The 25,408-nt window shown below is 64.8% G+C and carries 23 protein-coding genes; 15 read left to right on the plus strand and 8 right to left on the minus strand.

What is annotated here, in order from left to right; all coding sequences use genetic code 11:
- Positions 1-129 precede the first annotated feature (129 nt).
- From L867_RS0114035 to L867_RS25290, 5 genes are read right to left on the minus strand one after another with little or no spacing between them, the layout of a single operon-like run.
- Positions 130-1,638, minus strand: a complete 1,509-nt coding sequence (locus L867_RS0114035) for an aldehyde dehydrogenase family protein (RefSeq protein ID WP_028737484.1) — start codon at positions 1,636-1,638, stop codon at positions 130-132.
- Entirely contained in the window at positions 1,638-2,417 is a 780-nt protein-coding gene (locus tag L867_RS0114040) for an enoyl-CoA hydratase/isomerase family protein (protein WP_028737485.1), read from the minus strand. Before L867_RS0114040 ends, L867_RS0114035 begins: the two co-directional genes overlap by 1 nt.
- Complete coding sequence (locus L867_RS0114045) at positions 2,410-4,020, minus strand: acyl CoA:acetate/3-ketoacid CoA transferase (RefSeq protein WP_028737486.1); 1,611 nt, start codon at positions 4,018-4,020, stop codon at positions 2,410-2,412. The genes L867_RS0114040 and L867_RS0114045 overlap by 8 nt, the downstream gene beginning before the upstream one ends.
- An 8-nt stretch (positions 4,021-4,028) precedes the next feature.
- Positions 4,029-5,030 carry a Gfo/Idh/MocA family protein gene (locus L867_RS0114050; RefSeq protein WP_028737487.1) on the minus strand — a complete coding sequence of 334 codons (1,002 nt, stop codon included), beginning with the start codon at positions 5,028-5,030 and terminating at the stop codon, positions 4,029-4,031.
- Positions 5,031-5,081: 51 nt separating this feature from the next.
- A complete protein-coding gene (locus L867_RS25290; RefSeq protein ID WP_051438980.1) occupies positions 5,082-6,161 on the minus strand; it encodes a LacI family DNA-binding transcriptional regulator in 1,080 nt (359 codons plus the stop codon).
- Positions 6,162-6,451: 290 nt separating this feature from the next.
- Here L867_RS25290 and L867_RS0114060 point away from each other — a divergent pair, with 290 nt between their 5' ends.
- Both L867_RS0114060 and L867_RS0114065 read left to right on the plus strand, forming a co-directional pair.
- Positions 6,452-7,618, plus strand: coding sequence for a dihydrodipicolinate synthase family protein (locus L867_RS0114060; protein ID WP_028737488.1), 1,167 nt, complete (start codon positions 6,452-6,454; stop codon positions 7,616-7,618).
- Positions 7,619-7,696: 78 nt separating this feature from the next.
- Positions 7,697-8,497 carry an SDR family NAD(P)-dependent oxidoreductase gene (locus L867_RS0114065; RefSeq protein WP_051438981.1) on the plus strand — a complete coding sequence of 267 codons (801 nt, stop codon included), beginning with the start codon at positions 7,697-7,699 and terminating at the stop codon, positions 8,495-8,497.
- A gap of 4 nt (positions 8,498-8,501) precedes the next feature.
- Here the strand turns inward: L867_RS0114065 and L867_RS0114070 are convergent, their stop codons facing one another.
- Genes L867_RS0114070 through L867_RS0114080 form a run of 3 tightly spaced genes read right to left on the minus strand, consistent with a single transcriptional unit; the run spans position 8,502 to position 11,862 of the window.
- Entirely contained in the window at positions 8,502-9,719 is a 1,218-nt protein-coding gene (locus tag L867_RS0114070) for an SAM-dependent methyltransferase (protein WP_028737490.1), read from the minus strand.
- Positions 9,716-10,507, minus strand: coding sequence for a DUF1365 domain-containing protein (locus L867_RS0114075; protein ID WP_028737491.1), 792 nt, complete (start codon positions 10,505-10,507; stop codon positions 9,716-9,718). The genes L867_RS0114070 and L867_RS0114075 overlap by 4 nt, the downstream gene beginning before the upstream one ends.
- Complete coding sequence (locus L867_RS0114080) at positions 10,504-11,862, minus strand: NAD(P)/FAD-dependent oxidoreductase (protein WP_051438982.1); 1,359 nt, start codon at positions 11,860-11,862, stop codon at positions 10,504-10,506. The genes L867_RS0114075 and L867_RS0114080 overlap by 4 nt, the downstream gene beginning before the upstream one ends.
- Positions 11,863-12,089: 227 nt before the next feature.
- Between L867_RS0114080 and L867_RS0114085 the strand changes: the two genes are divergently transcribed.
- The 13 genes from L867_RS0114085 (at position 12,090) to L867_RS0114145 (ending at position 25,395) form a co-directional block, all read left to right on the plus strand.
- Positions 12,090-12,662 carry a sigma-70 family RNA polymerase sigma factor gene (locus L867_RS0114085; protein WP_232363931.1) on the plus strand — a complete coding sequence of 191 codons (573 nt, stop codon included), beginning with the start codon at positions 12,090-12,092 and terminating at the stop codon, positions 12,660-12,662.
- Entirely contained in the window at positions 12,659-13,321 is a 663-nt protein-coding gene (locus tag L867_RS0114090; RefSeq protein WP_028737494.1) for a ChrR family anti-sigma-E factor, read from the plus strand. Before L867_RS0114085 ends, L867_RS0114090 begins: the two co-directional genes overlap by 4 nt.
- 47 nt (positions 13,322-13,368) lie before the next feature.
- Positions 13,369-13,770, plus strand: a complete 402-nt coding sequence (locus L867_RS0114095) for a DUF2177 family protein (RefSeq protein ID WP_037173418.1) — start codon at positions 13,369-13,371, stop codon at positions 13,768-13,770.
- Positions 13,771-13,815: 45 nt separating this feature from the next.
- Positions 13,816-14,826, plus strand: coding sequence for a ligase-associated DNA damage response exonuclease (locus L867_RS0114100; RefSeq protein ID WP_028737495.1), 1,011 nt, complete (start codon positions 13,816-13,818; stop codon positions 14,824-14,826).
- Between the two features lie 6 nt (positions 14,827-14,832).
- Complete coding sequence (locus L867_RS0114105; protein WP_028737496.1) at positions 14,833-16,446, plus strand: cisplatin damage response ATP-dependent DNA ligase; 1,614 nt, start codon at positions 14,833-14,835, stop codon at positions 16,444-16,446.
- A gap of 150 nt (positions 16,447-16,596) precedes the next feature.
- The gene (locus tag L867_RS0114110; RefSeq protein WP_028737497.1) at positions 16,597-17,811 is read left to right on the plus strand and encodes an MHYT domain-containing protein; all 1,215 of its coding nucleotides are present in this window, start codon (positions 16,597-16,599) and stop codon (positions 17,809-17,811) included.
- Between the two features lie 161 nt (positions 17,812-17,972).
- Positions 17,973-18,839: an FAD binding domain-containing protein gene (locus L867_RS0114115; protein WP_028737498.1), complete on the plus strand. Its 867-nt coding sequence runs from the start codon at positions 17,973-17,975 to the stop codon at positions 18,837-18,839.
- Positions 18,840-18,853: 14 nt separating this feature from the next.
- Entirely contained in the window at positions 18,854-19,354 is a 501-nt protein-coding gene (locus tag L867_RS0114120; RefSeq protein ID WP_028737499.1) for a (2Fe-2S)-binding protein, read from the plus strand.
- The gene (locus L867_RS0114125) at positions 19,351-21,771 is read left to right on the plus strand and encodes an aerobic carbon-monoxide dehydrogenase large subunit (protein WP_028737500.1); all 2,421 of its coding nucleotides are present in this window, start codon (positions 19,351-19,353) and stop codon (positions 21,769-21,771) included. Before L867_RS0114120 ends, L867_RS0114125 begins: the two co-directional genes overlap by 4 nt.
- Positions 21,772-21,993: 222 nt before the next feature.
- On the plus strand, positions 21,994-22,872 hold the full coding sequence (locus L867_RS0114130) for an AAA family ATPase (RefSeq protein WP_037173421.1): 879 nt from the start codon (positions 21,994-21,996) through the stop codon (positions 22,870-22,872).
- A complete protein-coding gene (locus L867_RS0114135) occupies positions 22,869-24,074 on the plus strand; it encodes a vWA domain-containing protein (RefSeq protein WP_028737502.1) in 1,206 nt (401 codons plus the stop codon). Before L867_RS0114130 ends, L867_RS0114135 begins: the two co-directional genes overlap by 4 nt.
- A gap of 11 nt (positions 24,075-24,085) precedes the next feature.
- Positions 24,086-24,919 carry an XdhC family protein gene (locus tag L867_RS0114140; RefSeq protein WP_028737503.1) on the plus strand — a complete coding sequence of 278 codons (834 nt, stop codon included), beginning with the start codon at positions 24,086-24,088 and terminating at the stop codon, positions 24,917-24,919.
- 17 nt (positions 24,920-24,936) lie between these two features.
- Positions 24,937-25,395 (plus strand): SRPBCC family protein, encoded by a 459-nt coding sequence (locus tag L867_RS0114145; RefSeq protein ID WP_028737504.1) that lies wholly within the window; start codon positions 24,937-24,939, stop codon positions 25,393-25,395.
- Positions 25,396-25,408: the final 13 nt, after the last annotated feature.

Here is a 25,408-nt window from a genome sequence, read left to right on the forward strand (position 1 = left end):
TCGCGCCAGGTCCGGTATCTCATGCGGTCTCCCACCGCAGGGGTATTTAAGAAGTCATAACTTGACCAACGTCAAGAACACCGAAACACATTTTTAAATCGATTGAACACTATGTATTCCGGGCCTTATTCAGCGCGGCATCCACCAGCCGGTGCGCGCGCCGATATGCATGTTGAGGGTCTTGGTCTCGGTGTAGTCCTCGACCGCGTGGCGGCCGAGTTCACGCCCGAGGCCCGACTGGCGATAGCCGCCGAAGGGCAGTTCCGACGCGCCATCCATGAAGGTGTTCATCCAGACCGTACCGGCACGAACCTTGCGGCCGACCGTCAGGCAAGTGTCGAAATCGCGGCTCCAGACGCCGGCCGACAGGCCATAGTCGATGGCATTGGCGATACGGATCGCCTCGTCCGTCGTCTCGAAGGTCAGGACCGAAAGGACGGGACCGAAGACTTCCTCGCGGGCGACCGCCATCTCCGGGGTCACCTTGTCGAGGATGGTCGGGGTCATGAATTGGCCCATGCCGAAATCGATGGTCGATCCGCCATAGGCGACGTTGGCGCCGCCGGCCGCCGCACCCGATACATAGCCGGAGATCTTTTCCAGATGCTGCGGGGTGATGATCGCGCCGACCTGGGTCGTCGGGTCGAGCGGATCGCCGACCTTGACGGCATTGGAAAGCTCGGCAATCCGGGCGACCACGTCGTCGGCGATGCTCTTGTGCAGGATCAGGCGCGAGCCGGCATTGCAGCATTCGCCGGCGTTGAACCAGGCGCCGAACACGGCGGCATCGATGAAGGCCTCCAGATCGGCGTCGGGAAAGACGATCTGCGGGTTCTTGCCGCCGAGTTCGAGCGAGACCTTCTTCAGCGTCTGCGCGGCGTTCGCCATCGTCAGCTTGCCAACGCCAGTGGAGCCGGTGAACGAAATCATGTCGACCGCCGGATGGGTGGTCATCGGCGCGCCGACTTCCGGACCGGTGCCGACCAGGATGTTGACGACGCCGGCGGGCACGCCGGCCTCGATCAGGATTTCGCCGAGCACCAGGGTCGAGCCGGAGGTGAGTTCGGACGGCTTGACGACGCAAGTGCAGCCGGCGGCAAGCGCGAAGGGCAGCTTCTGGCCGACGATCAGGAAGGGGAAGTTCCACGGCGTGATGATCGACACGACGCCGATCGCCTCGCGCAGCACCACACCCAGCGTGCCGTCGCCGAGCGTGTTGTAGCTTTCGCCGTGCAGGTCGCGGGCAAGGGCCGCGGCATAGCGCCAGATGTCGACGGCGCCGGCGATCTCGCCCTTCACCTGGGTGATCGGCTTGCCGGCCTCGACGGCATCGAGATAGGCGATCTCGTCCAGCCGTTCCTCGATCAGGGAGGCAGCCTTCAGCAGGATGCCGGAGCGTTCCGCGGCCGTCATGCGCGGCCAGGGGCCATCGTCGAAGGCCTTGCGGGCGGCGAGAATGGCGCGCTCCGCGTCTGCGGCGCCTGCCTGCTGGTAGCGGCTGACGACCACGCCGTGGCCGGGGGCCACGCGCTCCAGCGTGCGGCCGTCGGCGCCGCCACCCCATTTGCCGTCGATCAGCATGGAGAATTCGCGAACCGTCGCGTCTTCGATCTTCCTGGGCGTGACCAGTACCGGCATTACCATTCTCCCTTGAATTCGGCGGCGCGTTTTTCCCTGAAGGCGGACACGCCTTCCTTCAGGTCGCCGGTCTTGGCCACCAGGATCGATCCCAGCGCCTCGACGGCCGCGCCATTGTCCTCGCCGCCGGCGATGGACAGCATAAGTTTCGAGATTTCGACCGCCGCGGGCCCCCGTGTTGCTATCCGCGCGGCATAGTCTTTGGCCGCGTTCAGCGCTTCGCCGGTGTCGACCACGAGATCGACCAGGCCGTTGACGCACGCTTCCTCTGCCACGAACATCTCTCCGCCCAGCACCATGCGCCGCACAATCTGCGCCCCGAAGCGGCGCACCAGCCGCTGCGTGCCCGACCAGCCGGGCACCATGCCGAGAGACGTTTCCGGCAGGCCGATCTTTGCTTGGCGCTCGGCGATGCGGATGTCGGCGGCGCCGGCCAGTTCCAGCCCGCCGCCCAGCGCATGGCCGTTCATCGCAGCGATCACCGGCATGCGCAGCGTCGCCAGCCGATCGAAGATACGGTGGCCATGGCGCACCCAATGGTGGCCAAATTCCTGCGCCTGCATGCCGCCCCAGGCGGCGATGTCGCCACCGGCGGAGAAGGCCTTGCCCTCGCCCGTCAGGATGACAACGCGAACGGCACTGTCGGCCTCGACGCGATCAAGGATTTCCGAAAGCTCGGCGAGCATGTCGAGATCGAGCGCGTTGAGCTTGTCGGCGCGCGCCAATGTGATGGTGGCGACTGAAGCTTCGACAGCAAGCCGGATGCGGGGTTCAGTCATGGGACACCTCCAGCACCCGCCTCGGCTTCTGCGGAAGCGTCAGGCCGATCGGCGCATCGCGGAACAGCTCGTGATCCATGCCCTTGAGATCCGGCGAGATGATCAGCGGGAATTCCGACTGGGCGAGAATCTGGCTTTCGAGATCGATGCCCGGCGCGATTTCGGTGAGCATGATGCCGTCCGGCGTCAGCTTCATTACGCAGCGCTCGGTCACATAGGTGATGTCCTGGCCCTGGCTGATGGCGCGATGGCCGGAGAAGGTCACGTGTTCGACCTCGTTGACCAGCTTCTTCAACTTGCCTTCCTTTTCGATGACCAGTCGACCGTCCTCGATGGAGAGCTTGGCGCCGGCATTGAACATGCCCGAGAAGACGATCTTTTTGGCCCGCGCCGTGATGTCGACGAAGCCGCCGGCGCCGGCCGTCACATGCGGACGGAAGGCGAGCTTGGAGACGTTGACCGAGCCGTCGCGGCCGATCTCGAGGAAGGAGAGTAGCGAGGCGTCGAAGCCGCCACCCTGAAAGTAGGTGAACTGGTAGGGCGACGGCATGTAACCGTCAGCGTTCGAGGCGCAGCCGAAGGCGAAATCCAAAAGCGGCACGCCGCCGACGGCGCCCTGCTCGATCACCCAGGTGACGGCGCCGTGCAGGCCCTCTTCGAGCAGGATGCGCGGCACATTGGCGGAAATGCCGAAGCCGAGGTTGACGCAGCTTCCGGCTTCCAGCTCCTGCGCCACGCGGCGGGCGATGACCTTCTGGATGCCGAATTCCGGCAGATGGAAGCTGCCGAGCGGACGGAAGATCTCCCCCGAGATCGCCGGATCGTAGAGCGTCTGGGTCGTCTGTTTCTGGTCGGGATCGACGATGACATAATCGACCAGCATGCCGGGCACGCGCACGTCATGCGGCTTCAGCGAGCCGTCCTTGGTCAAACGCTTGACCTGGGCAATCACGATGCCGCCATTGTTGCGGGCGGCGAGCGCCTGGTCGAGGCCGCCGAGATAGGCGCCCTCGTGTTCATAAGTGAGATTGCCGCGCTCGTCGGCCGTGGTGGCGCGGATGATGGCGACCTGCGGAAGGATGGCCGGGAAATAGAGCCATTCTTCGCCTTCGAACTCGATCTTCCTGACGACCGGCTCTTCGGCCGCGGCCGCATTCATGGCGCAGCCTTGGCGATCCGGATCGACGAAGGTTTCGAGACCGATCTTGGTGATCACGCCCGGACGCTTGGCGGCCGCCTCGCGGTGCATGTCGAACAGGATGCCTGAGGGGATGTTGTAGGCGGGGATCTCGTTTCCGGTGACCATCTGCCAGATGAGCGGCGGCTCGGAGGTCGAGGGTCCCGACGGATAGGAGCCGCCGATGATGCGCGCCAGAAGCCCCTTGCGGGCGATATGATCGATGCCCTTGATGCCGCTCATGTCGCCGGCAGCGATCGGATGCAGGGTCGTCAGGTTCCGCGGATGGCCGGTTGTCTCGAAGCGTTCGCCGATCGCCTTCAGCATCAAGTCCGGGCAGCCGAGGCCGCTCGACGACGAGACGGAGACGATGGCGCCATCGGGGATCAGGGCGGCGGCTTCGGCCGGGGTGATCTGCTTGCTCATGGTCCTGCTCAAAGTCCGGTTTCAATCTTGACGGCCGCGCCGCTCGCCGCCGACTTGACCACTGCGAGACCGGTCGCCAGCGACCAGAGGCCATCTTCGCCCGTGGCCGATGGTTTGCCCTTGCCGGCGATCGCGGCATGGAAATTGGCAATCGCCCGGCTGTACAGATCCTGCTGGTCGAGCGGCAGTTCGCGTTCGCCCTCGGCATTGCGCAGCACGACGCTGCCGACGGGGCGCTGGGTCATGACATTGCGGGCGATCAGCGATCCTTCCGTGCCATGCACCTCGAAGCCGGTTTCGGCGAATTTCGCCGTGAAGGCATCGTGAAACTGGGCAATGACGCCCGACTTGAAGCGCATGACACCCATGACGCCGTCTTCGAGGCCGGACTGGCCCATGCCGGCCGACTGGCTGAAGGCGGTCACCTCGACCGGATCGTCGTTCAGCACGAAGCGCAGGGTGTCGGCATCATGCACGGTGATGTCGAGGATCACGCCGCCGCCGGCATCGGGCCGTTCGAGGCGCCAGCCCTGCAGGTGGGGCGGCAGATAGACCGCATGGAAGACGCGGGCGGCCAGCGGTCTGCCGATCCGGCCTTCGGCGATCGCAGCGCGCATGGCGCGGTGGCTCGCGGCATTGCGCAGATGGTGGTTGGTGGCGAGAACGACACCGGCCTTGCGCGCCTCGGCAATCATCGACCGCGCATCGTCGAGGGAGAGCGCCAACGGCTTTTCGCACAGCACATGTTTGCCGGCACGGGCGGCCGCAATGGCCTGGTCGCGATGCAGTTCGTTGGTGGTCGAAATGTAGACGGCGTCGATCGCCGGATCGTTGACGATCTCGCCGAGTGTCGCGGCGACACGGGCGATGCCGTTTTCGGCGGCGTAGGCGCTGCCGCGTTCGGCATTGCTGCTCAGAACGGATGACAATTCGCCGCCATTGGCGCGGATTGCTCCGATGACCCATTCGCGTGCGATCGTGCTTGCGCCGATCAGGCCCCAGCGAACCATGCTTCCCCCTCCCGCGCGGACCGACCCGGCCGCGCCGACTTGTCAATTTCCTCAAAGCGCGACGGTCGCCGCGCCCTCCATCGTCAAACCGCCGATATGCCCCTCCCCCAGGGCACCGGTTGCACCGCAGCTGCGGCGAACCACCAGGTGCGCCGGGCTGACGACAGCCTCGGGCTCCACCTTTCCGGCATTGATCTGTTTCAGCAGCAACTGCGCGGCTCGGCGCCCCATGCCCTGCGGGTCGATCGACACCGTCGTCAGCGCCGGCACTGCCGTCTTTGCCTCGATGACGTCGTCGAAGCCGACGACGGCGAAATCCGCTCCCGGATCGAGCCTGACCTTGCGCAGGCCGTCGCAGACACCGAAGGCGACCGCATCGTTGAAACACAGCGCCGCGGTCGGGCGATTGGCCAGAGCCAGACAGCGCTCGATCGCCGCCATGCCGCCGACGCGCGAAGGCGCGGACGCCATGACCAGATCGTCGCCGCAATCGAGACCGGCCGCACGCAGCGCCTCGCGATAGCCGCCAAGGCGCTCGGCGAAGACGGTCGTGTCCGGGAAACCACCCAGGAAAGCGATGCGCCGATGGCCAAGCGAAACCAGATGTTCGACCGCAGCCCTGGCGCCGGCGGCATTGTCCGACAGCAGCGAGGAGACCCGCGCGCCCGGCACGTTGCGCACCACGGCGACCACCGGAATGCCGGCCGCAGCCAGGGGTTTGAGGTCGGCGGCGGCCGTGCCGCGCGCCGGAGAGATGATCAGGCCGGAAATGCCATGCTCGCGCATCGAGTTGACGACCTCGCGCTGGCGATCGGGATTTTCCGCCGAATTGGCGAGAAACTGGACAAAGCCGGCGGACTGGACCGTCATGTCGATGCCGACTGCAAGCTCGGCGAAGAAGCTGTTGGTGAGATCGTTGACGACCACGCCGATGATCTTCGACTTGGCGTTCGACTGGCGCAGATTGGCCGCGCCGCGATTATAGACGTAACCGAGTTCGCGGATCGCCGCATTGACCCTGGCGCGCGTTCCCTCGTTGACCAGCGGGCTGCCCTGCAGGACGAGAGACACGGTCGACTTCGACACGCCGGCGGCGCGTGCGATGTCGATGACCGTCACCCTTTCTCCCATCTGCGGATCCTCCCGAATTTCAATCTGGATTGGACTCATAATTGGAACGATCCAAATCTGTCAAGCAGGAATCGCGATTTTCATGCAATCGTGATCGGGGACCGTCTGTCGAAGACGCGATCCCTCCACTATCTGATTGTTTTCGTGCTGTTAATGGCTAATTTCCGCCTTCGACTTGCCTACAATACAAACTGAAATAGTTCTTGATCTGGCAAAACTAGCCCGCTCTCATGACTTGTCATTTGGAACGATCTAAATTATTGAGCGATCGAACCATGGAGGAGGAAGCCATGACCCAGACCATTACCCTGCCGAAGATGGACGGCACGATCGAGGACTATCGCCTGGTCGGCACGCCCACGGCACGGCCCGCAGCGCCGCCGCGCTTCAACCGCATTGCCTATGCCGCCGCGCACGTCGTCTCGGACCCGTTTCGCGATCGCGATCCCTGGGGCGCACCGGCGATCGACTGGGACCGGACCATGGCTTTTCGCCATCATCTCTGGAGCCTCGGCTTCAAGATCGCCGAGGCCATGGATACGGCGCAGCGCGGCCTGGGGCTCGACTGGGCGGGCGCGCAGGAACTCATCCGCCGCTCTCTAGCCGAGGCGCGCCATGTGCCGGGCGCCGACCTGGCCTGCGGCGCGGGCACGGATCATCTCGCTCCATCCGATGCCCGTTCGCTCGACGACGTGATCCGCGCCTACGAGACCCAGATGGGTTTCGTCGAGGCGAATGGCGGCCGAACGATCATGATGGCGAGCCGGGCTTTGGCGCGCGTGGCGAGATCCGCGGACGACTACCGCGCCGTCTATCGCCGCATCCTGCGCCAAGCGAAGGACAAGGTCATCCTGCACTGGCTGGGCAGCATGTTCGACCCGCAGCTCGCCGGCTACTGGGGCAGTGACAGCTTCGACGAGGCCCTTGATACCGTGATCTCGATCATCGACGAGAACCGCGACAAGGTCGAAGGCATCAAGATCTCGCTGCTCGACAATACCAAGGAGATCGCGCTGCGCAAGCGGCTGCCCGAAGGGGTGCTGTGCTACACCGGCGACGATTTCAACTATGCCGACCTGATCGAGGACGGGCCGGACGGCTACAGCCACGCCCTGCTCGGCATCTTCGATGCGGTGGCGCCGCAGGCCTCCCATGCGCTCGCGGCGCTGGCTGTGGGCGACCGCGACGAATTCCGCAAGGTTCTGGCGCCGACAGTTCCGCTGTCGCGCAAGATCTTCGAGGCGCCGACACAATATTACAAGGCGGGCGTCGTCTTCCTTGCCTGGTTGAACGGCCACCAGGATCACTTCACCATGCCGGCCGGCATGCAATCGGCCCGTGGCATCCTGCACTATTGCGACGTCTTCCGCCTCGCCGACCAGGCCAATGTGCTCGACCAGCCGGAATTGGCGCTGCTGCGCATGGAGAACTTCGTCGCCGTCAATGGCGGGCGCTGAACGTTCACCCTCGGATCTGAACCGATCGAAGCCGTTTGCCGTATCCGGAGGATAGGGCAAACGGTTCGAGAGGTTTTCATGGAGACGATCAGCACCACACAGCGGGCGAGCACGAGCCAAGCAGCACCGCGCCGCATTGCCTGGATCACCGGCGCCAGCTCGGGCATCGGCCGCGCTCTCGCCTTGCGTCTCGCGCGTGACGGCTGGACCGTCGCTGCCAGCGCCCGCGGCCTGGACGAACTCGCTTCGCTGGCCGCGGAGGGCAATGGTCGGATCGTCGCCTTCCCGCTCGACGTGACGGACAGGCAGGCGGTGCATGCCACCTTCGCCGCGATCGGGTCAGACCTCGGCCCCGTGGATCTCGCGGTGTTCGCGGCCGGCACTTACTTCCGCGACTATGCGGCGGATTTCGACAGTGGACGCTTCGGCAAGATGGTCGGCCTCAATCTGGTCGGTACGGCGCACTGCCTGGAGGCTGTGATGCCCGCGATGATTGCGCGCAAGAGCGGACAGATCGCCGTCGTGGCCTCGGTGTCCGGTTATGTCGGCCTGCCGGGTGCTGCAAGCTACGGGGCGACGAAGGCGGCGCTCAATGTCATGTGCGAAGCCTTCCAGCCGGAACTCGCTGCCCATGGCGTGCGGATCTCGATCGTCAATCCGGGCTTCGTCGACACGCCGCTCACCCGCAAGAACGATTTTCCCATGCCATTCCTCGTCTCGGCCGAGTCGGCGGCCGACTCGATCGCCGACGGCCTGACGGCCGGCCATTACGAGATCGTCTTCCCGTGGAAGATGGCGTTCGCGATGAAGCTTCTGCACGCGCTCCCGGCGCGCCTGCGGTTCAGGCTAACGCGCCGGATGCTTCGATCGCCGGACTGAGGCGCTATCTGGTCTTGTCCAGACGGAACTGGACGACGTCGATCCGTCCCGTGCGAAAGCCCACGGCGCAGTAGTGAAGGTAGAAGCGCCACAGCTTGTAGAACTTGCGGTCGAAACCGAGCGTCTCGATGGACGGCCAATTGGCGACGAAGGCATGGTCCCAGGCAATCAGCGTACGATCATAGTCCCGACCGAAGGCCAGCATGTGCCCGACGGTGAGGCCAGCCTGCCGGGCACCTTCGTTGAAGGCCTCGACCGAGGGCAGCATGCCGCCCGGGAAGATGTAGGTCTGGATGAAGTCGGCATTGCGTCGGTAGCTGTGGAAGCGGTCCTCGTGGATGGTGATGGACTGCACCATGGCACTGCCGCCCGGCTTCAGCCGGTCGCGTACCGCTTCGAAATAGACCGGCCAGTTCTCCTCGCCCACCGCCTCGAACATCTCGATCGAGACGATCTTGTCAAAACGGCCCTGGCAGTGGCGATAGTCTTCGAGGCGAACATCGGCGCGATCGGAAAGGCCGGCGCGTTCCAGCCGATCCTCGGCGAACCTGGCCTGCTCGACCGAAAGCGTCAGCCCCGTGACGCGGCAGCCGGTGGCACGGATCGCATATTCGGCAAAGCCGCCCCAGCCGCAGCCGATTTCCAGCACGTGGTCCTCCGGGCCGATCTCCAGCTCCTCGACGATGCGCGCGTACTTTGCCTCCTGCGCCTCGGCGAGGTTCTGCGTGTGGGCATCGAACAAGGCCGACGAATAGGTCATCGTCCGGTCGAGCCACAGTTTGTAGAAGTCGTTGCCGAGATCGTAGTGGAAGGAGATGTTTCTCCGGCTACCCTTCGGCGAATTGCGGCGCAGCCGGTGGCGCAGGCGGGCAATCCCGCCGATCAGGGCCGATGGCGCCATCAATCCGGAAAAGGCCTTCTCATTGGCGACCGCCAGCTCAAGCACGACGCCAATGTCGGGGCTGTCGACGTCGCCGTCCATATAGGCGCGGGCAAAGCCCAGCGTACCTCCGGCCATCAGCCGCAGCAGCACGCGCGGCCGCCGCACCATCAGCGCCGCGGACGGACCCGGCGCAGCGCCCTTTGCGACATGCTCCCCGCCGCCGTCGAACTGCAGGACGAGGCGCCCGACGACGATCCTGTCGACCCAGTGGCACAACATCCGCTGCCAGACCGGGCGCGCCGCGGCGACCGTCGATGTTCCCTGTTCGGCATGACTCATGGTTTTTCCATTCCATTCTTGAAAACGACCGTGCTGGCTATCCGCGCATTTGCGGGCGTGTGCCGATGGATCGGCACACGCTTCAGCCAGAGACGCAGAGCCTCCCAGTGAATCCCGGCCAGCACCTTCAGCGTCATCAGCGGATAGGCGACCAGCATGGCAGCGAGGGAGCGTGTCGAAAGCTCGCGTCTTTTTCCCGCGAAGGAGGCAAAGAGCAGGAGACCCTCGCCGTCGCTCTCGCTGATATTGACCGTGACGGCAGGGCCGGGCGGCAGGATGCGAAACTGGTAGGTGCATTCCATCGGAATGAACGGCGAGACATACATTTCCTTGGCGCAGGCGTGGGTGACCGTCTGTCCGCCGCCGACCACCGGAATGACGTAGGTGTGCCGCTCCTTGAAGGTGTTGCAGACCTCGTAGAGGATGGCGGCCAGTGAACCGTCGGCCCTGTGGCAGAAATAGACCGTCAGCGGATTGAAGACGAAGCCGAGGATGCGCGGATAACACAGCATGCGGATCGCCATGCCGGGTTCGAGAACGCCCGCACTCTCGATGTGTGCCTCGACCCAGGTCCTGAGCCCGCCGGTGGTTCCGTCGCCATGATCGGCATCCCGCAGCGAGAAGACGGCGCGCCGGTTGTGGCCGAACAGACCGAGGCTGCGATCCAGTAGCGGCAGTTCATCGAGGTCGATCAGCAGCGAGAACACGCTGTAGCGCAGCTTGTGCCGCCGCGGCCTGTGCCGGACATGCGATACGTGACCGGTATAGATGGCCGATGCCAGGGTCATTCCGCTGCCTCGAGTTGACGGACATGGTCGATGCGTCCGGATTCGTTCTCGACCAACCACGGCCGGCGCACACCGCCAAGCGCTTCCGCCACGGCAAGGCCCGCCTGAAGACCGTCCTCGTGGAAACCGCTGCCGAAATAGGCGCCGCAGAACCAGGTATTGCGGCGACCCTGCAGCTGCCAGAGGCGCCGCTGGGCGGCATTGGCCTTGAGATCGAACAGCGGATGCTCGTAGTCGAATGTCTGGATGACGTGTTCCGGATCGATGGCACGGCACGGATTGAGCGTGACGAACAGGGGCCGGGCCGGGTCCAGCGACTGCAGAAGGTTCATCCAGTAGGTGACGCACAGGGCCTTGTTACCCGCGTCGTCGCCTTCGGCGATGTAGTTCCAGCTCGACCAGACCTGTCGGCGTTTTGGCATCAGCCGCGGATCCGAATGCAGGACGGCGACGTTGCGGGTGTACTCGAATGCGCCGAGCGTTTCCCGTTCGGCCGCATCCGCATCGCTGAGCAGTTTCAGCGACTGCTCGGCATGGGTGGCCAGCACGATGTGATCGAACCGGTCGGCATGGCCGGACGCATCGGTCAGTTCGACGCCGAACTTGTCGCGGCGGATCCTTTGCACCGGCTGTCCAAGGCGCAGCTCGCCGGAGAAATCGGCGAGGATGCGCTTCACATATTCGCGACTGCCGCCGGCCACGGTCCGCCACTTAGGCCTGTCGTCGAGTGACAGAAGGCCGTGATTGGAAAAAAAGCGGATGAAGGCGTGCAGCGGATAGAGCCGCATTTCGCCGGCCGTCGTCGACCAGATCGCCGCGCCCATGGGCAGGAGGTGGTCGTCGATGAAGGACGCACCATAGCCGCTCGAGGCGAGGTAGTCGCCGAGGCTGACTGATGCGAGTTCGGCGCGCGAAAGCAGGGCCGGCGCCTCCTTGTAGAAGCGCAGGACATCCTTGAGCATCGACCAGAAGCGGGGCCGCAGCAGGTTGGATTTCTGGCCCAGCAATCCTTTCAGGCCGGAGCCGGAATATTCGAACGCGCCGCCATCTATCGATGCGGCAAACGACATGCTGGAGGGTAGGGTCGGCACCGACAGATGGTCGAACAGCGCAACGAGATTCGGATAGTTTCGGTCATTGTAGACGATGAAGCCGGTATCGACGGGAATGTCGCGATCGCCCGAGCGCGCCAGCACGGTATTGGAATGGCCGCCCGGCCGGTCTTCCGCCTCATAGAGCACGACTTCGGCGCTGCGGCTGAGCAGCCAGGCCGCGGACAGGCCCGAAATGCCGGACCCGACCACTGCGATCCTGCGCCTGCCCGATGCCGTCGCCTTGCCCAAGCCGGTATCCATGGAATGACCCTCGTTTTTCGTTCACTGCGCCACAGTACGGACCGCGGCGGGGACCGGATCGATCCGCGGCGAAAAATTCGCCGCCGGTGATCCGGCCCGCGGCGAGGCCCGTAACGGCGATCATGACAAGAGCAGTTTTCATCTCGGCGGATCCTCGCCACAATGCTATGAGGCGTTATGCGCGGCAGACGACAGCCGCGACGCTCAATCACGGGAAGAAATCGGCTTTGGCGCGCGATACCAACGACGAGATTTCACAACGAAGCCTTTCACAGATGCTGGCGGCCGTCGGGCAGAACAAGGATGTCGAAGCCTTCGAGGCATTGTTCCGTCATTACGGCCCACGGGTTCGCGCCTACATGGCCAAGCTCGCTCGCGACGGCCAGGGGACGGAAGAGTTGATGCAGGAAACCATGCTGGCAGTGTGGAACAAGGCGCACCAGTTCGATCCGGCCAGGGGCAATGTATCGAGCTGGATCTTCACGATTGCCAGAAACCTGCGCATCGATGCCTATCGCAAGGAGAAGCGGCCGGTCTTCGACCCGACCGATCCGGCCTTCGTGCCCGACGACGTGCCTCCGGCCGACCTGGAATTCGAAGGGCGCCAGGAGGCCGACCGGCTTCGTCGCGCCATGGAGACACTGCCGGCAGAGCAGTTGGAATTGCTGAAGCTGTCCTTCTACAACGAGGCGTCGCACAGCGCGATCGCCACGAAACTCGGACTGCCGATGGGCACGGTGAAATCGCGTATCCGTCTCGCCTTCGCCAAACTGCGCGCCGCGCTGGAGGAACGCGCATGAGCATTCAGCACCATATCAGCGACGAACTCCTGCTCTCCTATGCCGCCGGCAACCTCGCCGAGGGCTGGAGCATTGCCATTGCCACCCATCTGGCGCTGTGCCCCTCCTGTCGGCGCCGGCTCGACTTCATGGAGCATGCCGGCGGCGAAATGCTGGAAGTGGCGTGCAGCGAGGAAGTAGACGACTTGAGCTGGGACGCGATGAAGGCGCGCCTTTCCGGCGGCACGCCATCGGCCAAGCGCGAGGCGGCCAAGCCAGCCGCCGCGTCCGGCGATATCATCATTCCCGAACCTCTGCGTTCCTATCTCGGCGGCGACCTCGCCGAGCTGAAATGGAAGGCACTCGGCCGCGGCGCCTATCACATCCGCATCCCCACGAGCGATCGCGAAACGAGCGTTCGGCTTCTGAAGATCCCGGCCGGCAAGCCGGTTCCCGAGCATTCGCACGGTGGACGGGAGCTGACGCTGGTGCTGAAGGGCAGCTTCCAGGATGGCCAGTCGCTGTTCAAGCGCGGCGATCTGGAAGAAGCCGACGAAACCCTGCAGCACCAGCCGGTGGCGACGCCGGACGAGGACTGCATTTGTCTCGCTGTGACCGACGCGCCGCTGAAATTCCGCAGCCTGCTGGTCCGGCTGGTCCAGCCGCTGCTCGGCATCTGAATACCGAAACGGCGCCACCCCACGCACCGACCCTGGAGCAGACCCTGATGACCTATGCCATTGCCTATGTCGCTACCGCCGTCGTGTTCTTCGGGCTGGACTATCTGTGGCTGTCGCGGATTGCCATCGGCTTCTACCGGCGCCACATCGGCGAGCTGCTTCTGGCGACGCCCAACTTCGCCGCGGCCGGCCTCTTCTATCTCGTCTATGTCGCCGGCATCGTCTATTTCGCCGTGATACCGGCGGTGTCCGGCGGGGGGTGGCTGGCGGCGCTCGCGGGTGGCGCATTTCTGGGTCTGATCGCCTATGGCACCTATGACATGACCAATCTCGCGACGCTGAAGGACTGGTCTCTTCCGGTCAGCATCGTCGACATGGCCTGGGGCAGCTTCCTGACCGCCGCCGCCGCGACCGCCGGTTACTTCGCCGTGACGCGCCTCTCGGCATGAGACCTCTGGTAGGGCGTGTGTGATCGCCCTATCTGAAGCCTGATGATGAAGCCCGAAACCTTGCTCTATCCGACCCCGGCGGGTCTCTATTGCCCCGCGGGCGATTTTTACGTCGATCCGGTGCGGCCGGTCGAGCGGGCGCTGATCACCCATGGACATTCCGACCATGCCCGGCCGGGACACGGCAAGGTCCTGGCGACACGCCAGACGCTCGACATCATGCGCATCCGCTGCGGTGCGGATTTCTGCGGCAGCGAGCAGGCGGTTGCGTTCGGCGAGACCTTCAGCCTCAATGGCGTCGGCGTGAGCTTCCATCCGGCCGGTCATGTGCTCGGATCGGCCCAGATCGCCGTCGAGAAGGAGGGGACCCGGATCGTCGTTTCCGGCGACTACAAGCGCAGCCCCGATCCAACCTGTACGCCATTCGAACCGGTGGCCTGCGATGTGTTCATCACGGAGGCGACCTTCGGGCTGCCGGTGTTTCACCATCCCGACCCGACCGACGAGATCGCCAGGCTGCTCACCTCGCTTCGCCAGTTTCCGCAACGCAGCCATCTGGTCGGCGCCTATGCGCTCGGCAAGGCGCAACGGGTCATCTCGCTGTTGCGCCGCTCCGGTTACGACCGTCCGATCTATATCCATGGCGCGCTGTCGAAGCTCTGCACCTATTATGAAAGCCAGGGCATCGGTCTCGGCGATCTCAGGCCCGCGACCGACGACGACCAGGATGCGCAGGACTTCCGCGGCGCCGTGATCGTCGGGCCGCCGTCGGCCTTCAACGACCGCTGGGCACGGCGTTTTGCCGATCCGCTTTCGGTATACGCCTCGGGCTGGATGATGGTGCGCCAGCGCGCCAAGCAGCGCGGCGTGGAACTGCCGCTGGTCATCTCCGACCATTGCGACTGGCCGGAACTGACGGCGACGATCACCGAGCTCAAACCGGGAGAAGTCTGGGTGACCCATGGCCGCGAGGAGGCGCTGGTCAGATGGTGCGAGCTCCAGGGCATAGCGGCGCGGCCGCTGCATCTGGTCGGCTATGAAGACGAGGGGGATTGACGCCGGATGAAGGCCTTTGCCGATCTCCTCGACCGCCTGGTGCTGACGCCGAGCCGCAACGGCAAGCTTACCCTGCTCGTCGACTACTTCCGCGCGACGCCGGATCCCGATCGCGGCTACGCGCTTGCGGCGCTCGCCGGCACGCTCGATATCGGCACGGTCAAGCCGGCCATGCTGCGCGAACTGGTGCTGGAACGCCTGGACGAGGTTCTCTTCCGATACTCCTACGACTATGTCGGCGACCTGGCGGAAACCATCGCGCTTGTCTGGGGCGGAGAGAAGGACACGCCGCAGACAGACGCCGACCAGCCGAGGCTTTCGGCCGTGGTCGAAAAGATGCGGTCGCTCGGGCGCACGGAAGTCCGCGGCGCGGTGCGCGACCTGCTCGACCGGCTCGACAGTTCGGGCCGCTTTGCGTTCCTCAAGCTCGTCACCGGCGGGTTGCGGATCGGAGTGTCCGCCCGTATTGCCAAGCAGGCTCTGGCGACCTTGGGGAACAAGGACATCACCGAAATCGAGACCCTGTGGCACGGTCTGGCACCTCCCTATGAGACCCTGTTTGCCTGGCTCGAAGGCGCGGAAGAAAAGCCGGCGCTCGCCAGCCCGGCGATCTTTCATTCGGTGATGCTGTCGACCCCGGTGAGCGAGAGCGATCTCGACGCGCTCGACCCGCGTGATTTCGCCGCCGAATGGAAGTGGGACGGCATCCGGGTTCAGCTTTCGCGCTCCGGCAGTCGCACTCGGCTCTATTCGCGATCGGGCGACGACATTTCCCACGCCTTCCCGGATGTCGTCGAGGCGGCGGATTTCGAAGCCGTGATCGACGGGGAGCTGCTGATCGGCGGCACGCTGCGTTCGAACGAGCCCACCCGCACCTTTTCCGATCTGCAGCAGCGGCTGAACCGCAAGGCGGTGTCGTCGAAGATGCTGGGGGAATATCCGGCCTTCCTGCGTGCCTACGACATCCTCTTCCAGGGCGAAGAAGACGTGCGCGGGGAAACCTTCGTGCAGCGCCGCGAGCGCCTGACGGAACTGATCGGCGCCAGCCAGCCGACCCGCTTCGACCTTTCGCCGCTCGTGCCCTTTTCCAGTTGGGACGAACTCGAACGCCTGCGTACCGACCCGCCCGATCCGGTGATCGAGGGCGTGATGATCAAGCGGCTGGACAGCGTCTACCAGGCGGGACGCGCCAAGGGGCCGTGGTTCAAATGGAAGCGCGAGCCGTTCAATGCCGATGCGGTGTTGATGTATGCGCAGCGCGGGCATGGCAAACGGTCCAGCTACTATTCCGACTTCACTTTCGGGGTCTGGACGAAAGGAGAGGCCGGCGACGTGCTGGTGCCGGTCGGCAAGGCCTATTTCGGCTTCACCGATGCCGAGCTTGAAATCCTCGATCGCTACGTGCGGAACAACACCATCGACCGCTTCGGCCCGGTCCGGGCGCTGAGGGCCGAGCCCGAGCATGGTTTCGTCGTCGAGGTCGCCTTCGAAGGCATTGCCCGCTCGACGCGGCACAAGTCCGGCGTCGCCATGCGCTTTCCGCGCATCGCCAGGCTAAGGCAGGACAAGCTGCCGCGCGACGCCGACCGCCTCGATACGCTTCTCGCCATGATCGACTGAGCGCATGGCGGGCTCTGCACCGGCCGATGCGCCCCGTGCCTGTATGAAGACCGCGGAGCGCACGCTTGGCTTGCCAATCTCGCCACCGCAGTTGTACCCTTCCCGGCAGGAGGCGGTTGTCGACGGAGGAACGCGGCAGCCAAAGAGTTGATGTTCGCAGGACACGATCCATTTCTCGTGGCGCTTTCGGTCGCCGTCGCGATTCTGGGCGGCTATACGGGCTTCGGCATTGCGGCCCGCATCCGCACTGCACCGCGCGCCAATCCACGCCTGCTTCTGACCGGCGCGGCCGCCTTTCTGGCAATCGGCATCTGGACCATGCATTTCGTCGGCATGCTGGCAGCGCCGATCCCGGCGGACGCGAGCTATCTCGTCCTGCCGACCGTCATCTCCTTCCTGCTGTGTGCCCTGGTGGTCGGCATCTCGCTGTTCTTCGTCAGCATCGGCAGCCCATCCGAGGGGCGGGTCAGTGCTTCGGCCCTGCTGCTTGGGCTCGGCATCGCCTCGATGCACTATGTCGGCATCCACGGACTGGCCGGAGACTTCTCCATCCAGCATGACTACGGCATGCTCGTCCTGTCGGTCGTCATTGCCGTTGCCGCCGCCTATGGAGGCTTGAAGATCTACCTCGCCCGCCAGGGCGGATTGCGGCTGGCGCTGAGCGCCATCGCCTTCGGCATCGCGGTTTCCGGGATGCACTACACCGCCATGTACGGCATGCATTTCGTCCCCGCTGCCGCCGGCCATCACCATGAGTTCGGCGGGCTGGTCGCGTCGCCACAACTGCTCTCGCTCGCGGTCGCGCTTCTCTGTTTCGTCATCGCCGCCGGCTTCCTGCTGTTCCTCGTCCCGGAGCAGCGGCAGAGACTGGCAACGCTCGGACCTGAAGAAACCGACAGCGACACCATCGATCTACCGGCCGACCCGGACTACCACCCGCCCCGCTTCGTCGATCAGCCCGCGTCGCGCGGCCTGCCGCTGGGCGGGATCGGCCAGCCGAAGCAGATGCCGGTGAGCCGTGTTCCCGTGGTCAGCACCGAGGGAACCCTGCTGATCGACGTTTCCGACATCCGCAGCATCCGGGCCGATGCCCACTACACGCTGATTCATGACGGGCAGCGGGAACGCATGTGCCCCTGGTCGATTTCCGAGGCCGAGGCGCGTCTCGATCCCGCCCTCTTCACCCGCGTCCACCGGAGCCACATCGTCGCGCTGCCGCATGTCAGCTTCCTGCGCAAGGAAGGCGACGGCGCCATCATCGAGCTTGATGGACCTGTTCCGCACGTGGTTCCGGTCAGCCGGGCGAAGATCGCCGAGGTCAAGGCACGGCTCGGTCTGGTCCGCGGCGCAGCGATGCGCCAGTAAGTCAGAACGGCTGACGCAGTTCGTGCGGCGATCGCCGCAATTCGTGCGAAACAGCGAGATTCGTGACGGGATCAGCGCCCGCTGCTTGCGCATCATCAGAAGCGCGAACACCCTTCCTCCATCGTTCGTGTCGACGCCCGACCGGCGAATGGGAGGAAACCATGATACCAGGCGAATTCGAATACCATCGGCCAGCAACGCTCGCCGATGCGGTGAAACTATTGTCCGAGCTCGGCGAGGAAGCCAGGCCGCTCGCCGGTGGCCACAGCCTGATCCCGATGATGAAGCTGCGCTTCGCGACGCCCGAGCACCTGATCGATCTTGGTGCCATCGGCCAGCTCAAGGGCATCTGTCGCGACGCCAATGCGCTGGTGATCGGGGCGATGACCACGCAGCACGACATCATCGCTTCCGCGGACATCGCCTCCTATCTGCCGCTCCTTAAAGAGACCGCGCTGATGATTGCCGATCCGCAGGTTCGCTATGTCGGCACGCTGGGCGGCAATGTCGCCAATGGCGATCCGGGCAACGACATGCCGGCGGTGATGATGGCGCTTGGCGCCAGCTATCGTCTGGAAGGACCGGACGGCACCCGCGATGTACCCGCCACCGATTTCTACCAGGGCGCCTATTTCACCGCGCTCGAACCCGGAGAGATCCTGACCGCCATCTCCATCCCGGTTCCGCCGTCTGGCCATGGCTATGCCTACGAGAAGCTGAAGCGCAAGGTCGGCGACTATGCCACTGCGGCAGCGGCCGTGACCCTCACCATGGCGGGCGGCAAGGTCGCTGCCTGTTCGATCGCGCTCACCAACCTGTCCGAGACGCCTTTGCTGGCGCAGGCGGCGGCGCAAGCCGTGATCGGAACGAGCCTGGATGACGCCGCACTGAAGGCCGCGGCAACAGCGGCACGCGCGGTGATGAACCCGGCGGCCGATGCGCGCGGCACGAGCGAATATCGCATCCATGTCGGCGGCATCATGGTCATGCGGGCGCTGCAGCGCGCTGCAAGCCGTGCAGCGGCCTGAGGAGGAAGAAGACTATGGCAAAGACCCATGTGAAGATGGTGGTGAACGGAGCTGAGGTCGAAGGCCTCGTCGAACCCCGCACCCTGCTCATCCATTTCATCCGCGAACAGCTACTGTTGACCGGCGCGCATATCGGCTGCGAGACGACCCATTGCGGCGCCTGCACCGTCGACATCGACGGGCGTTCGGTGAAGAGCTGCACCATGTTCGCCGTGCAGGCGAACGGCACCGACATCACGACGATCGAAGGCATTGCCAATGCCGACGGTACGCTTTCGGCGCTGCAGGAAGGCTTCCGGCAGATGCACGGGCTGCAATGCGGCTTCTGCACCCCCGGCATGATCGTGCGGGCGCACCGCCTGCTGCAGGAAAACCCCAACCCGACCGAAGAAGAGATCCGCTTCGGCATCGCCGGCAATCTCTGTCGCTGCACCGGCTACCAGAACATCGTCAAGGCGATCCAGTACGCCGCCGCCAAGATCAACGGGACCGATTTCCAGGAGGCAGCAGAATGAACGACATGACTCCCACGCGGGAAGAGAGAGAAGCCCGCCTCGAAGGTATGGGCTGCAAGCGCAAGCGCGTCGAGGATATCAGGTTCACCCAGGGCAAGGGCAACTACGTCGACGACGTGAAGCTGCCCGGCATGCTGCACGGTGACTTCGTCCGCTCGCCGCACGCCCATGCGCGCATCAAGTCGATCAATGTGGAAAAGGCGCTCAAGGTGCCCGGTGTGCTTGCGGTCCTGACCGCGGAAACGCTGAAGACCGTCAACCTCGCCTGGATGCCGACTCTCGCCGGCGACGTGCAGATGGTGCTGGCCGACGGCAAGGTGCTGTTCCAGAACCAGGAAGTGGCCTTCGTCGTCGCCACCGACCGCTATGCCGCCGACGACGGTATCGGAGCGGTGGAGGTCGAGTACGAGGCTCTGCCTCCCCTGATCGATCCCTTCACCGCAATGAATGCGGATGCGCCCGTGCTGCGCGAAGATCTCGCCGGCAAGACGGAAGGGGCGCACGGCCCCCGCAAGCACCACAACCACATCTTCGAATGGACGGTCGGCGACCGGGAACTGACGGATCTCGCCTTCGACAAGGCGGAGGTGACGATCAAGGAGATGATCTCCTATCACCGCACCCACCCTTCGCCGCTCGAAACCTGCCAGTGCGTCTGCTCCTTCGACAAGATCAAGGGCGAGCTGACCATCTGGGGCACGTTCCAGGCGCCGCATGTCATCCGCACGGTCGTGGCCCTGATCTCGAAGATCCCCGAGCACAAGATCCATGTCATCGCGCCGGATATCGGCGGTGGCTTCGGCAACAAGGTCGGCGCCTATCCGGGCTATATCTGTGCAGCAGTCGCCACGATCGTCACCGGCAAGCCGGTGAAATGGGTCGAGGACCGGATGGAGAACCTCACCACGACGTCCTTCGCCCGCGACTATCACATGACGACGGAGATCGCCGCCACGAAGGAAGGCAAGGTGACGGGGCTGCGCGTCCACGTGCTCGCCGACCACGGCGCCTTCGACGCCTGCGCCGACCCATCGAAATGGCCGGCCGGCTTCATGAACATCGTCACCGGCTCCTACGACTTCCCCGTCGCGCATCTGGCCGTCGACGGCGTCTATACCAACAAGGCGCCGGGCGGCGTCGCCTATCGCTGCTCCTTCCGGGTGACGGAGGCCGCCTATTGCATCGAGCGCGGCATGGACATCCTGGCGCAGAAGCTCGGCATGGATCCGGCCGAGCTAAGGCTGAAGAACTTCATCAAGGCGGAGCAGTTCCCCTATCACTCGGCGCTCGGCTGGGAATATGATTCGGGCGATTATCACACCGCCATGAAGAAGGGCATGGAGACCATCGACTACGCGGGTCTCCGGCGCGAGCAGGCGGAAAAGCGCGAAGCCTTCAAGCGCGGCGAAACCCGCGAGATCATGGGCGTCGGCGTCTCCTTCTTCACAGAAATCGTCGGTGCGGGCCCGTCTAAAAACTGCGACATCCTCGGCATCGCCATGTTCGACAGTTGCGAGATCCGCCTGCATCCGACCGGCTCGGGCATTGCCCGCGTCGGTACCAAGAGCCAGGGCCAGGGCCACGAGACGACCTGGGCACAGATCATCGCCACCGAGATCGGTATCCCCGCCGACGACATCATGGTCGAGGAAGGCAATACCGATACGGCGCCTTACGGCCTCGGCACCTACGGCTCGCGCTCGACGCCGGTCGCCGGCGCCGCGATCGCCCTTGCGGCCCGCAAGATCCGCGCCAAGGCGCAGATGATCGCGGCCTATATGCTGGAAGTGCACGAGGGCGACCTCGAATGGGATGTCGACGGCTTCCGGGTGAAGGGCCTTCCGGAGAAATACAAGTCGATGAAGGACATCTGCTGGGCGGCCTATCACAGCGTGCCGCCAGGCATGGAGCCGGGTCTCGAGGCGGTCAGCTACTATGATCCGCCGAACATGACCTATCCCTTCGGCGCCTATTTCTGCGTGATGAACATCGATGTCGATACCGGGGTCTACAAGATCCGCCGCTTCTACGCGCTGGACGATTGTGGCACCCGCATCAATCCGATGATCATCGAGGGGCAGGTGCATGGCGGGCTGACTGAAGCCTTCGCAATCGCGATGGGACAGGAGATCCGCTACGACGCCACCGGCAACGTGCTCGGCGGCTCGTTCATGGACTTCTTCATCCCGACCGCGGTCGAGACGCCGCATTGGGAAACCGACCATACCGTCACCCCCTCGCCGCATCATCCGATCGGCGCCAAGGGTGTCGGCGAAAGCCCCAATGTCGGCGGCGTGCCGGCTTTCTCCAACGCCGTCAACGACGCCTTCTCCTTCCTCGGGTCTACGCATATCCAGATGCCCCACGACTTCTGGCGCAACTGGGAAGCGGCGAAGTCGCTGGGGCTGACGGGCTGAGGGAGGCGACGAGAAAAGGCCCTCTCTGGCCTGCCGGCCATCTCCCCCACAAGGGGGGAGAAGACCGAGCCGAAAGCGCTCGCTTTTATCCGCCGAGGGTTCGGCTGGGTTAAGCCCTCCCCCTTGTGGGGAGGGTTGGGAGGGGAGTGTTTCCCCGCCCTGTGGGGCAAGCCGGCAGTCAGGCCGTGCGTTCTGTGACCATCGAAAGAAGCGATACGAACCATGAGCAAGCTCAACCGCGATGAAATCGCATCAGGACTTTCCAGGGTCGGCTACGTCGCAGACGGCGAGCTGGCGACGGCGATTTCGCTCATGGCCTTTCTCAGGCGGCCCCTGCTCCTCGAGGGCGAGGCCGGGGTCGGCAAGACGGCAGTGGCGGCTGCCCTTGCCGACCTCTACGACACCAGACTCATCCGGCTGCAATGCTATGAAGGGCTCGACCAGTCGGCGGCGCTCTACGAATGGAACTACCAGCGGCAATTGCTGGCGATCCAGGCGCATCAGGGTCGCGGCGCGGTCGAGATCGAGGACGAGATCTTTTCGGAAAAATACCTGCTGGAACGGCCGCTGCTGGCGGCGATCCGCCAGCCAAAGGCGCCGGTCCTGCTGATCGACGAGGTGGACCGGGCGGACGAGGAGTTCGAGGCCTTCCTGCTGGAGGTGCTCTCCGAATTCCAGGTCTCCATTCCCGAACTCGGCACGATCCGGGCGACGACCATCCCGCATGTGGTGCTGACCTCGAACGGGACGCGCGAGCTTTCCGATGCGCTGCGCCGCCGCTGTCTCTATCACTATGTCGACTATCCCGAGCCCGACCGCGAGGCGCGCATCATCATGGCGCATCTCGCCGGCATCGGCGCCTCGCTGGCGCTGCAGATCGCCCGCATGGTCGAGGCGATCCGCAAGGAGGATCTGCGCAAGGTTCCGGGCGTTGCCGAAACGCTCGACTGGGCGGCCGCACTGGTGGGCCTGAAGCTCCGCGACCTGCACGACGATCCGGAGGCTTTGCACGACACGCTGCTCTGCCTGCTGAAGACCCGCGAGGACAGGACGCGGATCAGCCGCGAGGTGACCGAACGCCTGCTCGGGAGGGTCGCATGAGCTGTTGCGGCCAGCCGATGAACCAGGACGAAATGGATGCCGTCTCCGGGCTGGTGTCGGAGAAGCTTGCAGCCTTTCTCAAGACGCTGCGGGACAATGCCTTTGCCGTGGGGCTCTCCGAGGGCAAGGATGCGGCCGCGCTGATGGCGGCCGGCTATGCGACCCGTCCATCGCTGTTGCGGCAGGCCTTCAAGCAGTTGTTCTGCGCCCGAAAGAGTGAATGGCAGCGGTTCGACGGGTTGTTCGACGCCTTCTGGCTGGCAAAACGGGTGCGCGGACGTTCCGCCGTTTCCGGCACGCCGTTGCCCTCTGCCAACCCCGCGCTCAAGGGCCTGCAGGACCCACAGGCATCGCATCAAGGCAACGAGGCAACCGACCAGGTTCCATCTTCGGGCGAAGACGGCGCGGACCAGTCCGGCGAAGGCCGGATGGAAGGCGCCTCCGTCATCGAGAACATTGCCAGGACCGATTTCCGCAAGCTTGCCAACCCGGAAGAAATCGAGCGCGCCCATGCCGTCGCCGCGCAACTGGCGCGCGCCATGCAGGCCCGCCTGACGCGGCGCGACCTGGCGCGCAGACACGGCTATCGCATCGACCTGCGCCGCACCATTCACAGCAATATCGCCCACGGCGGCGTGCCGGTGTCGCTGGTGATGCGCGAGCGGCGCGAAAAGCCGCTCAGGCTCGTGCTGCTGCTCGACGCATCCGGATCGATGAGCATGTATACCGGCGTCTTCCTGCGCTTCATCCACGGCGTGCTCGACAATTTCCGCGAGGCCGAGGCCTTCCTGTTCCACACACACCTCGCGCATGTCTCCGACGCGATGAAGGAGCGCGACCCGGCCCGCGCGCTCGACCGGCTGTCGATGATGGCGCAAGGGTCCGGCGGCGGGACGCGGATCGGCGACTGCCTGGCGACGTTCAACCACCACCATGCCGCCCGCGTCATCCATTCGCGCACCTGCGTGATGATCGTGTCCGACGGCTATGAGACCGGCAACGCGGCAAAGCTCGGCTTAGAGATGGCGGCGCTCGGCCGGCGCTGCCGGCGCATCGTCTGGCTCAATCCGATGATGGGCTGGGACGGCTACGCGCCGGAGGCCGCCGGCATCAAGGCGGCGCTACCGCATGTCGATCTGCACGCGCCGGCCCATTCGCTGGAGAGCCTCGCGGCGCTCGAACCCTATCTGGCCAGATTGTGAAGGAGGCGAGCATGACAATGCATGTCGATGTGATGGATCTCATGGCGAAACTCAAATCGTCGGAAGAGGCCTTCGTGCTGGCGACCGTGGTCAGGACGGTCTCGGTGACGGCGGCAAAGGCCGGGGCAAAGGCGATCATCCGGCCGGACGGCACGATCGCCGCCGGCTGGATCGGCGGCGGCTGCGCGCGCGGAGCCGTTCTGCGGGCCGCGACCCAGTCGCTGCGCGACGGCAAGGCACGGCTGGTCTCGATCCAACCCGGCGACCTGCTGGCCGATCTCGGCGTCAAACCCGGCGAGGCGCACGGCGGCGTGCAGTTCGCCCGCAACATGTGCCCGAGCCAGGGCACCATGGACGTCTTCGTCGAGCCGGTGCTGCCGCGCCCGTCTCTCATCGTATTCGGGGCAAGCCCGGTGGCGCTGGCGCTCGCCGCGCAGGCCCGCCCGCTCGGTTTCAACGTGACACTGGCGGCGCCTGCGGACGATCTCGTCGAGGCGCCGGAGGCCGACCATCTCGTCGACGGTTTTACCATCGAGCCCGAGACCAGGGGCGAGCGTTATCTCGTGGTCTCGACGCAAGGACGGGGCGACGAAGCGGCGCTCAAGGCCGCAGTCGCCGCCGAGGCCGACTATATCGGCTTCGTCGGCAGCCATCGGAAGATGGCGGCGCTGAAGCAGGAGCTTGCGGAATCCGGCATCGGACCCAACGCTCTCGATCGGGTGAAGGGACCGGCCGGGCTCGATCTCGGCGCGATCACCCCGGAGGAGATCGCGCTCTCGGTACTCGCAGAAATCATTTCGATCCGCCGTCGCGGCCAGCGCGGCGAGACGGCACAACAGGCTTAGGGAAGAGGAAGCGTATCATGGACATGAGTGGCAGCGAACGGATCGAAGCCCCGGTCGAGGCGGTTTGGCAGGCCTTGAACGACCCGGAGATCCTGCGTCAGGCAATCCCCGGCTGCGAGAGCCTGGACAAGACCTCCGACACAGGAATGACGGCCAAGGTCGTGTTGAAGGTCGGTCCGATCAAGGCGAAGTTCGAGGGTGCGGTCGAGCTGCAGAACCTCAATCCGCCGAACTCGTACACGATTGCCGGCGAAGGAAAGGGCGGACTTGCGGGCTTTGCGAAGGGCGGGGCAGATGTCTCGCTTGCCGCCGACGGGCCGGATGCGACGATCCTGTCCTACACGGTGAAGGCCGAGGTCGGCGGCAAGATCGCCCAGCTGGGCAGCCGGCTCATCGATTCGACCTCGAAAAAACTGGCTGGCGAGTTCTTCGCCAAGTTCGGCCAGCTGGTCGGCAATTCGGTCGCTACCGCCTGAGCGGGTTGCGCGC

The sequence above is a fragment of the Paenirhizobium selenitireducens ATCC BAA-1503 genome (assembly GCF_000518785.1).
Lineage (GTDB): Bacteria > Pseudomonadota > Alphaproteobacteria > Rhizobiales > Rhizobiaceae > Allorhizobium > Allorhizobium selenitireducens.